The 12,922-nt window shown below is 61.3% G+C and carries 11 protein-coding genes; 1 reads left to right on the top strand and 10 read right to left on the bottom strand.

Translation table 11 applies throughout. The features are described from left to right. The first annotated feature begins 20 nt into the window (after nt 1–20). Nucleotides 21–686: a metal-dependent transcriptional regulator gene (locus tag DCC24_RS06330; RefSeq protein WP_110099083.1), complete on the top strand. Its 666-nt coding sequence runs from the start codon at nt 21–23 to the stop codon at nt 684–686. Here the strand turns inward: DCC24_RS06330 and DCC24_RS06325 are convergent. From DCC24_RS06325 to DCC24_RS06280, 10 genes are all read right to left on the bottom strand, one after another. After that, complete coding sequence (locus DCC24_RS06325) at nt 683–2,140, bottom strand: NAD(P)/FAD-dependent oxidoreductase (RefSeq protein WP_110099082.1); 1,458 nt, start codon at nt 2,138–2,140, stop codon at nt 683–685. The two genes, DCC24_RS06330 and DCC24_RS06325, sit on opposite strands and share 4 nt — an antisense overlap. Then, the gene (gene purL / locus DCC24_RS06320) at nt 2,140–4,404 is read right to left on the bottom strand and encodes a phosphoribosylformylglycinamidine synthase subunit PurL (protein ID WP_110099081.1); all 2,265 of its coding nucleotides are present in this window, start codon (nt 4,402–4,404) and stop codon (nt 2,140–2,142) included. The genes DCC24_RS06325 and purL overlap by 1 nt, the downstream gene beginning before the upstream one ends. An 8-nt stretch (nt 4,405–4,412) precedes the next feature. Further along, nucleotides 4,413–5,132, bottom strand: coding sequence for a phosphoribosylformylglycinamidine synthase subunit PurQ (purQ, locus tag DCC24_RS06315; protein WP_110099080.1), 720 nt, complete (start codon nt 5,130–5,132; stop codon nt 4,413–4,415). After that, the gene (gene purS / locus DCC24_RS06310; RefSeq protein ID WP_110099079.1) at nt 5,129–5,398 is read right to left on the bottom strand and encodes a phosphoribosylformylglycinamidine synthase subunit PurS; all 270 of its coding nucleotides are present in this window, start codon (nt 5,396–5,398) and stop codon (nt 5,129–5,131) included. The genes purQ and purS overlap by 4 nt, the downstream gene beginning before the upstream one ends. A 157-nt stretch (nt 5,399–5,555) precedes the next feature. Continuing rightward, entirely contained in the window at nt 5,556–7,724 is a 2,169-nt protein-coding gene (locus DCC24_RS06305; protein WP_110099078.1) for a 3-hydroxyacyl-CoA dehydrogenase NAD-binding domain-containing protein, read from the bottom strand. A gap of 11 nt (nt 7,725–7,735) precedes the next feature. After that, nucleotides 7,736–8,944, bottom strand: a complete 1,209-nt coding sequence (locus tag DCC24_RS06300) for an acetyl-CoA C-acetyltransferase (RefSeq protein ID WP_110099077.1) — start codon at nt 8,942–8,944, stop codon at nt 7,736–7,738. A 136-nt stretch (nt 8,945–9,080) separates the two neighbouring features. Further along, nucleotides 9,081–10,091 carry a glycine betaine ABC transporter substrate-binding protein gene (locus DCC24_RS06295; protein WP_233492006.1) on the bottom strand — a complete coding sequence of 337 codons (1,011 nt, stop codon included), beginning with the start codon at nt 10,089–10,091 and terminating at the stop codon, nt 9,081–9,083. Beyond that, nucleotides 10,088–10,834, bottom strand: coding sequence for an ABC transporter permease (locus tag DCC24_RS06290; RefSeq protein WP_110099076.1), 747 nt, complete (start codon nt 10,832–10,834; stop codon nt 10,088–10,090). The genes DCC24_RS06295 and DCC24_RS06290 overlap by 4 nt, the downstream gene beginning before the upstream one ends. A 2-nt stretch (nt 10,835–10,836) precedes the next feature. After that, entirely contained in the window at nt 10,837–12,060 is a 1,224-nt protein-coding gene (locus DCC24_RS06285; RefSeq protein ID WP_110099075.1) for an ABC transporter ATP-binding protein, read from the bottom strand. Next, nucleotides 12,057–12,698: an ABC transporter permease gene (locus tag DCC24_RS06280; RefSeq protein WP_110099074.1), complete on the bottom strand. Its 642-nt coding sequence runs from the start codon at nt 12,696–12,698 to the stop codon at nt 12,057–12,059. Before DCC24_RS06280 ends, DCC24_RS06285 begins: the two co-directional genes overlap by 4 nt. Nucleotides 12,699–12,922 lie beyond the last annotated feature (224 nt).

The following is a 12,922-nucleotide window of genomic DNA, read 5'->3' as shown; positions in this document are numbered from 1 at the left end:
GTCAAGGAGTGAATGCCACGATGTCCGATCACCACGACCTGGTCGATACACAGGAAATGTATCTGAAGGCCATTACCGAATTGCACGAGGCCCGCCTGCCGGCCCTGCGCGCCCGGTTAGCCGAACGCTTCGAGCAGTCCTCCCCGACCGTCTCGGAGACGGTAAATCGGATGTCGAAGGCCGGGTTGCTGGTGTTGGGCACCGACCGGGTGTTGCACTTTACCGCAGAAGGCGAACAGCAGGCCTTATCGGTGATGCGCAAACACCGAGTGATCGAGCAGTTTTTGCATCAGGTGGTCAAGCTCGACTGGTCGAAAATTCACACCGAAGCGTGCCGATGGGAGCACGTGGCCAGTGATGAGGCCGTGGAGTTGATGGACGGGCTCTTGGAGCACCCGGAGGTGGATCCTTTCGGCAATAGAGTCCCGCAACGAAATGGTTCCCAGGTGCATGCGGTGGACCAGCCCGCCGATGACAGCATTGTGGACCGGGATCACGGCACGCTGACGCGGATCGGAGAAATCGCCCAAATTGATCAGGAGTTCTTGGCCGATTGCCTGGCCCAGGGCATCACGCTGGGTACCGAGGTCACTGTGGAGCAGATTCCGGACGGGTATGTCTTGATCCACGGCGAGGCTGAGGTGTTTGTGCCCGAGGGCTATGCTCGCGGGGTGTTTCTCAGCTAAGCTTCCCGGGGTTCGGCACCCATCGCCTGGGCGGCCCAGTACCCGGACATACCGTGCACCCCGGCCCCGGGCGGGGTGGCTGCCGAGCCCATAAAGAGCCGGTCGGTGAGCCGGTAGGGTTCACGGGTGAGACCGGGACGTAGCACCGCTTGACTGCGGGTCATCGCCCCACCGGCAATATCGCCACCGATGAGATTCGGGTTCCAGTCTTGCAGATCTTGTGGGGAGACCAGGTGGCGGTCCAGGATTCGGTCGCGGAAGTCCGGGGCGAACCGGGAAATTTGGGCCTCGATCCGCTCGGCTACCAGTCCGCGACGGGGCTCGTGATAATTGGCCGGCACGTGCGCGTAGGTCCACAGGATCGTGCGCGAATCGGTGGTCCGGCTGGGGTCAGCGACTTGTTGCTGACACACCATCACAAAGGGCCGTTCGGGCATGCGTCCGGCGGTGATCTGGGCTTCGGCCAACCGGATCTCAGCGGCTTGACCGCCCACGTGAACGGTCACGGCCTGACCGACGCGGTCATCGCTCCAGGGCACCGGCCCGTCGAGCAGATAGTCGACCTTATACACGCCGGGTCCGTAGCGCCAGCGGGACAGCCGACCCAGGGTGGTATCGCTGAGCCCGGCGGCGGTCTCGCGTCCGGCGAGGGTCATCACCTGGGCCGGTGTCATGTTCAGGAGGATTTTCTCGGCATCCAACTCGTGTAGCGAGGTGATCTCCGTATCGGTGTGAATCCGTCCGCCGTGGCTGGTAATCACCGATCCCAGGGCGTCGGAAATGGCCTGGGAGCCCCCCTCAGCCACCGGCCAGCCACGGGTCATGCCCAGAGCGCCGAAGATCGCGCCATAGGCGGAGGTAAACGGGTGACCCAGCGGGGTGATGGCGTGGGCGGCCGAGCCGATAAATAGCGCCCGGGCGGGCTGGTCGCGGAAGGCGGTGCGGGTGAACCACGTCGAGGGTGGGGATCCGAACAGCCCGAATTGGGCCATGCGTACCGGGTGGGCGGGGAACCGCAGTAACGGACCCATGACGTTTTCCAGGTCCTTGTCAATATTGTCGACCAACGACCGGTGAATCATCCGCCAGGCGGTGCCGTCGCCACCGAGTTCGGCGGCGGTGTCTTCTAGGCTGTGATGTAAGACCACGGCCGAGCCGTCGTCCAACGGGTGGGCCATTGGGTAGCGGCCGTGTCGCCAGCGTAGCCCATGATCGGTCAGTCGCAGTCGGGCGAAGACCGGGCTGGCCACCCCGAAGGGGTGGGCGGCAGCCCCCAGGTCGACCACGGTGCCGGGCCCGAAGATCTCCGCTGAAGAGCTGGCTCCGCCGATGCGGGCATTGCGTTCGTAGACGTCGACCTGCCAGCCGGCCTTCGCTAGCAGGGCGGCGGCGGTGAGCCCGTTGGGCCCGGCGCCGACGATGGCTGCCGTACGGGATGGTGAGCTGGTGGGCACTATCCGAAGTACTCGCTGATCAGGTTCGCACGGGTCCGGTTGATCTCACTGAACATCAGTGGCTCAAGCCCGTTGATGTGCAGGCTGGTGGAGGCGGTCACCGCCCCGATCTGCGCCAGTGGCACGTGGTGCGCTTCGGCCAGTTGCTCCAGGGCGGTCACCTGCACCGGAGGCACCGAGACGATGGCCCGACCCTGAGATTCGGAGAACAACAGGGTCGGCAGGTCAATCCCATCGCGGTCGGCCACGTGGTTCAGCTCGCACTCCGCGCCGACCTGGAACCGCAGGCAGGCTTCGGCCAGCCCGGCAGCTAGTCCCCCACCGGAGAGATCGTGGGCCGCGGAGATCAGCTGGCGTTGTGCGGCGGTCTGCAACAGTTGCGCCAGTGCCTTTTCAGCAGCCAGGTCGACCTGGGGCGGTACGCCGCCGAGGTGCCCGTGCATCCGCGCCAGTTCGGAGCCGTCGAGCTCATCGGCGGTGGTGCCCAGCAGGTAGATCACGTGACCGGCGTGGGCCGACTGCCAGCCAGATGGTACCCGGTTCTCCACGTTCTGGTGTACGCCCAGCACGGCGACCACCGGGGTGGGGTGGATGGCCTGGGAACCGGTGGAGTTGTATAGCGAGACGTTGCCACCGGTGACCGGGATGCCCAGTTCCAGGCACCCATCGGCCAACCCGCGCACGGCTTCGGCGAATTGCCACATCACCGCTGGATCTTCCGGGGAGCCGAAGTTCAGGCAGTCAGAGACCGCCACCGGGCGGGCCCCGGAGGTGGCCACATTGCGATAGGCCTCGGCCAGGCTGGCCTGAGCGCCGGTGTAGGGGTCCAGGGTGGTGAACCGGGAGTTGCAGTCGGTGGCGACGGCAATCCCGAGCCCGGTGGTTTCGTCCACGCGGATCACCCCGGCGTCATCCGGTTCGGCCATGGCGGTGTTGCCCTGCACGTAGGAGTCGTACTGGGCGGTGATCCAGGATGTATCTGCCAGATTCGGGGTGGAGAGCAAGTCCAGGATGGTCTGGCGCAGATCGGCCTCGGGGGCCTGGAAGTGGTCGGTGGCCAACGCGTCCTGACTGTCCGGACGGTGGTAGGGGCGGTGGTATTCGGGGCCGTCATGAGCCACGGTGCGCGGGTCCACGTCGACGATCACCTCGCCGTCCCACTCAATGACCAGCCGGTTGGTGTCGGTCACCTCGCCCAACACCGAGTACTCGACCTCCCACTTATCCATCACGGCTTCAAAGTCGGCCAGTTTCTCGGGGGTGACGACGGCCATCATCCGTTCCTGGGATTCTGACATCAGAATCTCGCTGGGGGTCAGGCTCGGGTCGCGCAACAGCACCTGGGTGAGGTCCACGTGCATCCCGCCCTCACCGTTGGAGGCCAACTCCGAGGTGGCACATGAAATGCCGGCAGCACCCAGGTCTTGGATACCTTCCACCAGTCCGGAGTGGAATAGCTCCAGGCAGGCCTCGATCAGGACCTTTTCGGCGAACGAGTCACCGACTTGCACCGCCGGGCGCTTGGAGGGCTTGGTGTCGTCGAAGGATTCTGAGGCCAGCACGCTGGCGCCACCGATGCCGTCACCGCCGGTGCGGGCACCGAAGAGTACGACCTGATTGCCCACCCCCGAAGCGTTGGCGGTGCGCAGATCCTCGTGGCGCAGTACGCCGACCGCCAGCGCGTTGACCAACGGGTTACCGCGATAGCACTCGTCAAATTCGGTTTCTCCGCCGATATTGGGCAACCCCAGCGAGTTACCGTATCCGCCGATTCCGGCCACTACGCCGGGGAGTACCCGTTGGGTGTCGGGATAGTCGATCGGGCCGAAGCGTAGCGCATCCATGACCGCCACCGGGCGGGCACCCATCGAGATAATGTCGCGCACGATCCCGCCCACACCGGTAGCAGCGCCCTGGTAGGGCTCGACGAAGGACGGGGAGTTATGGGACTCGATCTTGAAGGTCACCGCCCAGCCGTCACCAATGTCGGTGACCCCGGCGTTCTCACCGATGCCCACCATCAGGTCCTGACGCATCTCGTCGGTGACCTTCTCACCGAATTGGCGCAGGTGGACCTTGGAGGACTTATAGGAGCAGTGCTCGGACCACATCACCGAGTACATCGCCAGCTCGGCGTGGGTGGGACGACGCCCCAAGGCCTTTTTGATCTCGGCGAACTCGTTGTCCTTCAATCCCAGTTCGGCCCAGGGAAGTTCTTCATCGGGGGTGGCAGTCGCGTGGTCGACGGTGTCGAGGTTGAACATCGTAATCCTTAGGCTCTCGCGAGTGAGGTCAGCACGGACTGGAACACGCCCAGCCCATCGGTTCCCTGGCGCATGGTGGCAGGCGCGGCGGCTCCAGAGGCCAGTGAGGGGCCGAAACCGGCTTCCACCGCGTGTTCGGGGTGGGGCATCAACCCCACCACAGTGCCCGCTTCATTGGTAATACCGGCAATGTCATTGCGGGAGCCGTTCGGGTTGTGGCCACGGTAGCGGAAGACCACCCGGTTGGACTCCTCCAGCATCGCCAGCGTCTGCTCATCGGCAACGTATTGGCCGTCCTGGTTCTTCAACGGCACCACAATCTCCTCGCCCTGACGAAACGAGGACGTCCAGGCGGTGGTGGCGTTGTCAATGCGCAAACGTTGATCGGTGCGGATGAACTTCAGGTGATCGTTTTTGATCATCGAGCCCGGCAATAATCCGGCCTCGGTGAGGATCTGAAACCCGTTGCAAATGCCCAGCACCGGCAGGCCGGTCTCAGCTGCGGCCACCACCTGGGTCATCATCGGGGCTTTGGCGGCCATCGCCCCGGCGCGCAGATAGTCGCCGTAGGAGAACCCGCCGGGGATCACCACCGCGTCGCTACCGGCCAGGTCGGTGTCCTTGTACCACAGCTGCACCGGCTCGGCACCGCCCAACCGCACCGCGCGGGTAGCATCGCGGTCATCGAGTGTTCCAGGAAAGGTGATAATGCCAATACGTGGGCTCATGCCTGCTCCACCGCATCGTCGTCAGCCACAGACACATTCACCACGTCTTCGATCACCGGGTTGGAGAGCAGTTCTTCTCCGGCCCGACGTGCTGCCTGCAGGTGGGTCTCGGTGACCTCACCGTCGACGAACAGTTCGAAACGCTTGCCCTGACGGACTGCGGAGAAATCGGAGATCCCGATTCCGGGGAGCTGGTGGGCAATGGCTTTACCCTGCGGATCAAGAATTTCGGGTTTGAGCATCACGTCAACGACGATACGAGGCATCTGCAGTCTCCACCTTCTGACTAAAACGTGTACGTCAAAATCTTAGGCGCTTCAGCCACGCTTTGCCTATTCCGCAGGTTTTCATTGCGGGGTTAACACACCGCACCCGCCAACACCTCACGACGGTGCTGACGGGTGCGATGAGTATATGGAGTTTTTACTCGTACTTCTCGCCGGCCTTGGCCTTGGCGATCAGCCCGTCGGAGGGCAGGAAGTGGTCGCCGTACTTTTCAGCGAGCTCGCGAGCCCGCTCCACGAAGCCCTGCAGTCCGCCGGCGTACTGGTTGACGTACTGCAACACGCCACCGGTCCAGGCCGGGAACCCAATACCGAGGATCGAGCCGATATTAGCATCGGGTACCGAGGTCAGCACGCCTTCTTCCAGGCAGGCAATGGTGTCCAGTGCCTCAGCGAAGAGCATGCGTTCCTGCAGGTCGATCAGCTCCGGCACCGAGGTCCCGGACTTGAAGTGTTCCCGTAGCCCCGGCCACAACAGCTGACGCTTGCCGTTCTCGTCGTAGTCGTAGAACCCGCGACCGGACTTGCGGGAGGGACGATCGGCTTCCTCGACCATCCAGCGCAGCACGTCCTGGGACGGATGGTGCGGGGTCTCGATGCCGGCAGCACGGTCTGCTTCTTCGGCCTCAGAACGAATCTTCAACGGCAGGGTCAGCGTCAGGTCGTCCAGCAGCGACAGCGGACCGGAGGGGTAACCGGCCTGCATCGCGGCGTGCTCGACGGTAGCTGGCTCCACACCTTCACCCACAGCAGCCAGGGCTTCGCGCATGTATTTATCGATCACCCGGGAAGTGAAGAAACCGCGCGAGTCGGTGACCACGATCGGGGTCTTGCGGATCGCGGCCACATAGTCGAAGGCACGGGCCAGCGCCTCATCGGAGGTCTTCTCGCCGCAAATGATCTCCACCAATGGCATCTTGTCCACCGGGGAGAAGAAGTGAATGCCGATGAAGTCTTCCTGACGGTCCACGCCGGCAGCCAGCGAAGTGATCGGCAAGCTGGAGGTGTTGGAGCCCAGCAGTGCGTCCGGGGTGACAATGTCCTGGATTTCCTGGAATACCTGGTGCTTGAGCTCAACGGATTCGAAGACCGCCTCGATCACGAAGTCCACGCCCTCAAAGTCGGAGGCTTCCCCGGTCGGGGTGATGCGGTCCAGCAGAGCCTGGGACTTTTCTTCGGTGGTCTTGCCGCGCTGTAGAGCCTTGGCCTCAAGCTTGCGGGCGTAGTCCTTACCCTTTTCAGCCGCCTCCAGCGAAACGTCCTTGAGCACCACGTCCAGTCCAGCCTTGGCGGACACGTAGGCGATGCCTGCGCCCATCAAACCGGCTCCGAGTACGCCGAGCTTTTTGATCTCCCGCGGGGCAATGCCGTCGGGACGGGAGCCACCGGACTTGATGTGCTGCATGTCGAAGAAGAAGGCCTGGATCATGTTCTTGGCCACCTGAGAGTGGGTCAGGTGAATGAAGTACCGGGTCTCAATCGCCAGTGCGGTGTCGATATCCACCGAGGCGCCCTCTACCGCGGCGGCCATGGCAGCACGCGGTGCCGGGAAGTTCGCGCCCTTCAGCTGGCGACGCAAGAGTGCCGGTAGGGCCGGCAGCTGGCTGGCGACCTTGGGGCTCTTCGGGTCCCCACCGGGGATTTTGAAGCCCTCTTGGTCCCAAGGCTGGACCGGTTCGGGGTTGTTCTTGATCCAGGCTACCGCCGCTTCGTGGAGCTGCTCGGCGGGCACCAGCTCATCGATGAGCCCCAGCGCGTGGGCGTCCTCGGCCTTGAGCTGGGTACCGGGAATCACCAGTTTCTGCAGGGCGTCCTGGATACCGAGCATGCGCACCAAGCGAGTCACACCGCCACCGCCGGGAAGCAGTCCCAGGGTCACTTCGGGCACACCGTAGCGTGCCTTGGGATTATCGGAGGCGGCCAGTCGGTAGTGCGAGGCCAGGGCGATTTCGAGGCCACCGCCCAGGGCGGCACCGTGCATGGCGGCCACCACGGGTTTACCCAGTTGCTCCAGACGACGCAACAGCGACTTGATGTGGCTGAGTTCTGCCACCTGGGCGTCGGTGTTCTCGGGGGTCATCTCGCGCAGTTGCTCGAGGTTACCTCCGGCGAACCAGGTCTTTTTCGCCGAGGTGATCACCACGCCGGTGATCTCTTCGGCTTCCAGCCGGTCCACGGTGGCGGAGAAGGCCTGCACGAAGTGGTCGTTCATGGTGTTGACCGAGGCATTGGGGTCGTCCATGGTGATGGTCACGATGCCATCGGCGTCTTGGTCCCACTGGTATCCGGTGTAGTTCTCTGTCGTCATGACTGTTCCCCTTAGACTCGCTCGATAATGGTCGCAATACCCATGCCGCCACCGATGCACAGGGTGGCCAGACCGCGCTGCTGGTCGGTGCGCTCGAGCTCATCGAGCAACGTACCCAAAATCATCGCGCCGGTCGCACCCAATGGATGGCCCATGGCGATGGCACCACCGTTGACGTTGACCTTTTCATCCGGAACGCCCAGCTCCTTCTGCCACTTCATCACCACAGCGGCGAAGGCCTCATTGAGTTCGAACAGGTCAATATCGTCCACGCTCAGACCCGCCTTGGCCAGTGCTTTCTCAGTGGCCGGTGTCGGACCAGTGAGCATGATGGTCGGTTCCGACCCGGTGACCGCCGTCTGAATAATCTTGGCGCGCGGGGTCAGACCCAGCTTCTCACCGATCTCGGCAGAACCGAGCAACACCAGGGCGGAGCCGTCAACAATGCCGGAAGAGTTACCGGGACCGTGGACGTGGTTGATCCGCTCCAACCAGTGGTATTTCTGCAAGGCAACGTCATCGAAACCAGCCTGGGCACCGATCTTGGCGAAACTGGCGGGCAGTTCGCCCAGGGATTCCACGGTGGAGCCGGGACGGCGGTGTTCGTCGTGGTCGAGCAACACATGACCGTTGATGTCTTTCACCGGCACGATCGAGCGGTCGAAGCGACCTTCTTGCCATGCGGTCTCAGCCCGCTGCTGGGAACGAGCGGCGTAGGTGTCGACGTCTTCGCGGCTGAAACCTTCCACCGTGGCAATCAAGTCTGCGGAGATACCCTGGGGGACGAAGTAGGAGTCATAGGCGGTGGCGGGGTCCTGAGAGTACGGGCCACCGTCAGCACCCAGTGGCACCCGCGACATGGATTCCACGCCGCCGGCCAGCACGAGATCTTCGAAGCCGGAGCCGATCTTCTGGGCGGCCAGGTTCACGGCCTCCAGACCGGAGGCGCAGAACCGGTTGACCTGCACACCAGCCGCCGTGTCAGGTAGGGACGAAGCCAGGGCAGCGGCGCGAGCGATATCTCCACCCTGGTCTCCAACCGGGGAAACCACGCCCAGGACAATGTCGTCAAGGAGTTGTGGATCTAACGAGGGGTTGCGTTCTTGGATGGCCTCGATCAAGCCCACCACCAGGTCGATGGGTTTCACCGAGTGCAACGACCCGTTCTTATTCTTCCCGCGCGGAGTTCGCACGGCATCATAGATATATGCCTCGGGCATGGACCTTCCTTTTCCTTTTCTGTGAGCTAGGACTCAATCAACAGTATTGAGGATAGCGTCTCATACCTGCAACTCGAGTTACAGGTAGCTGAGCCCGAGACAACGTTTTAGCGGACGTTGTCATGCCGTCCGCTCCCTAGCTGTCGGTGACTACTCCCAAATCTTTAAGGTATTCATAGGCCACGTCACCGTAATCTTCTCCGTCCACGTCCACGCGGGCATTAAGTTCCTGCATCCGGTCATTGTCTAGGTCAGCGATGACCGGCGCAAAGAGGTCTTCAAGCTGGGGGTATTGCTCGGCGAGCTCACTGTCAACGACCGGTGCCATGTTGTATTTGGGGAAAAATCCCCGCGGGTCTTCCAGCGCTACCAGGTCCAACGCCTTAATACGACCGTCGGTGAAAAATACCTCACCGAAGGTACAGGTTCCGTTAGCAAGGGCCGCATAGATCGCTCCGGTGTCGATAATCGACACCTGTTCAGAAGGAGGTTCATCCATCCCGTATTCCTCCAGCATCGGGATAAACCCATCATTGCGAGCCTGGAACTCGGCATCCACACAAAATGTTTGTTCTGCCTCGGGGAGCTTCGTCATATCGTCCAGGGATGAGACCCCGTATTCTTCAGCCGTCTCCCTGCGCACAGCCATTGTATACGTGTTGTTCATTTCCGCGGGCTCGTACCACATTAGCCCGTTGGACTTGTCCGCGTCCCGCACAGCTTCGTATTGTTCCTGGGAATCGGGTATCGGATCAGTGTGCCCCATATATGTGATCCAGGCTGTCCCTGTATATTCCAAGGTGAGGTCAACATCACCTGTCGACTGGGCCTGGCGAACCGAGGTCGAGCCGGGAATATTCGTCAGGTCCTGAACGTCAGCCCCCGCTGACTGCAGTAGCACCACAGCGATCTTGCCCAGAAGGATTTGCTCGGTGAAGTTCTTGGAACCAACGGAAATACTGGCGCCGTCAAGGCTAATGTCGGCGACCTCACCGGTCAGCGTCCCCGAGGGAGTGTAACCGCCGGCAGTACCCAAACCACAACCGGACAGGACCAGGCTTCCGATGAGCCCGAGACTACTCACGCCGATAACAGCTCGACGTTTAGCGACCCGAAGCAACATCTTCAACGACATTGACCGTTTCACGCAGTCACCCCCTTCGGAGCCAAGATCGCTTCGCACAGTCTTCCCACCCATTCGATCAGCAGGGCTAGAGTACCAATCAACAGGGCACCCGAAATCAGAATGGGAAACCGGTACAGGCTGATTCCGGTGGTGATGAGTGTCCCGAGGCCACCAGCGTCAATAAAAGTCGCGAAGGCCCCAGCACCCACCAATAGCACGAGTGCTGTGCGCACCCCGACCATGATCACTGGTAGTGCCATCGGTAGCTCGACTCTGAAGAGAACTTGCCACGGAGACATCGAAATCCCCCTGGCAACCTCAATAAGTTCGGGGTCAACGGAGCGCAAGGCTGCAATCGTATTGGCCAGCACGGGCAAGAAAGCGTAGATCCACAGCGATACAACAGCAGTTGTCGCCCCGAATCCCCACCACATAGCCAGTAGCACGATCACACCGATCACCGGTGCTGCCTGTCCCATATTGGCAATGAAGGTCACCGGAGTTGCCAGCCGGCGTAAGCTACCGCGCGTGAGGAGAATTCCGACGGGAACCGCGGTGAGTACTACAACAATGGTGCAGACCAAGACCAGTACAACGTGCTCGCCAGCCATGACCGCCACGTTGGAGAGGTCCAAGGTACGGGCTTCAATATCGTCCAAAGTTGCGGCCGCTTGCCAGACCAGCCAACCCCCCAGCAAGATGATCACGAGCACCGGGATACCCGCCAGCAAGATTTTGTCTTCGCGAGAAAGCCTTCGCCACATGATCAGTTCACTCCCCGCACATCGTCAGTCAGATTGTCGGATGAACCGGGCTGTTGCTCGTCGTGTACCGGCTGCGCAACCTGTTCATTCAGGGCGCGGACATAATCCGTCACCGTCTCATAAAGCAACACACCCTGGTAGGTGCCACGCTTGACCACCATGGCACCACCGTGGGAGGAGGTGAGCATTGCGTCGAGCGCGTCATTGAGCGTTGACCGGTGGTCGATGACGGTCTGCAAATCCGCCTTGGGATCTGGCACCGTAGCCTGTCGTTGGAGCGTGCGCAGGCTGACCCAGTCACGGGGCTCGTCACGCTCATTAAGGATCACAACAGCACTCGCTCCCGCTACTGTGGCCCGTTGCACTACCTCATCCACAGACTCGCCAATCCGGGCTGTGGGTGGATGCGACAACCCAAGTTCGTCAACCCGCCGTAAGCTGAGCTGTTTTAAAGTGGATCCAGCACCGATGAAATCGTCGACAAAATCGCTGGCCGGTGCGGCGAGAACCTTTTCTGGCGTGTCGTACTGCGCGATCGTGGCTCCTGGTTGGAAAATCACCATCCGGTCACCCAGTTTGATCGCTTCATCTATATCGTGAGTCACGCACACGATAGTCTTCTGCAGTTCAGACTGAATCCGCATAAGTTCATCCTGCAACCGCGAGCGCGTCACCGGGTCAACCGCGCCGAACGGCTCATCCATCAGCACGATCGGGGGATCAGCAGCCAGTCCACGCGCCACACCCACACGCTGTTGCTGTCCGCCGGAGAGTTCCCTCGGATAGCGGTCACGGTAAATCTGCGGGTCAAGCCCCACCATGTCCAGAAGCTCATCTACTCGGGCGCGGATCCGCTTCTTATCCCACTTGAGTAGCCCCGGGACGAGGCCAATATTGGCGCCCACAGTCAGGTGCGGCAACATCCCACCGCCCTGAATCACGTAGCCGATATTGCGACGCAACCTCGTGGGATTGTGGTTGGTCACATCGTCCCCGTCAATCAGAATCGTGCCAGCGCTTGGTTCGATCAGTCGATTGATCATCTTCAACGTGGTGGTTTTCCCACATCCCGATGGCCCAACAAACATCACCATCTCACCGGCAGGAATGACGAGGTCCATCTCCTGGACGGCAGGATTTTTCTGCCCGGGGTACCGTTTGGAAACCTTGCGAAGTTCGATCTCAACGCCGCGGTTGGATTCGGGATGACGCTGTGACTCTGTCATGCTTTTTGTCCCTTCGAAGTGGTGAGGCGGGTCAGACCCATGAGTAAGAGGTCAAGAATGAGCGCCACGATCACGATGCCAAAAGTGCCAACCAAGGCGTAGTACACCGCGTTTGCCCCTCCAATTTGACTGAGGCCCGAGAAAATGTATCCACCCAGTCCAGGTCCTAGGGCATAGGCCGCGATGGCGGCTACACCCATGGACATCTGAGCAGAGACTCGCACGCCGGTCATAATGATCGGCCAGGCCAGTGGCAACCGTACTCGGAACAAGACTGCCGCAGGCCCCATCCCTTGACCACGGGCGGACTCGACAACCAGCGGATCTATGGCTTGCAAGCCGACAATGGCATTTCGCATGATCGGCAGGATCGCGTAAAAGGTCACCAAGACCACCGACGGTAAAGTACCGATACCCACGATGGGAATCACCAGCCCAAGCAAGGCCAGTGAGGGCACGGTCAACCCGATAGAGCTCAGAGCGTTCGCAACCGAAGCACCCCACGGCCGTGACGACACCAACATTGCGATCACTAAAGCAATAATCGTGGCTAAGATCAGCGCTTGAACCACTAAGCTGGCGTGTTGGTAGGAGCGAAAAAGAATATCTCCCCACCGCGAAGTTAGAAACTCAAGCACATTCAGGACCGCCTTCCAAGGAATCCATGAGACGTCATGCGTCACCCTCAGGTCGTCGCAGGGCGAGTTTAACGGAGTGATATTTTCTTATTCAACCCCCCGACGTACCTTATTGATATTGAGCGCGTGGCTCAGGTCGTGCCTCACGTATCGTGAGCGCGAAGCCATAGTGTGAACGCATGGATAAGGACATTGTCTCGATGAGTGCTCGGATTGAAGTCACC

The sequence above is a fragment of the Auritidibacter sp. NML100628 genome, from assembly GCF_003185985.1.
Classification (GTDB): Bacteria; Actinomycetota; Actinomycetes; order Actinomycetales; family Micrococcaceae; genus Auritidibacter; species Auritidibacter ignavus.
This window is presented reverse-complemented; position numbering and strand designations above follow the sequence as displayed.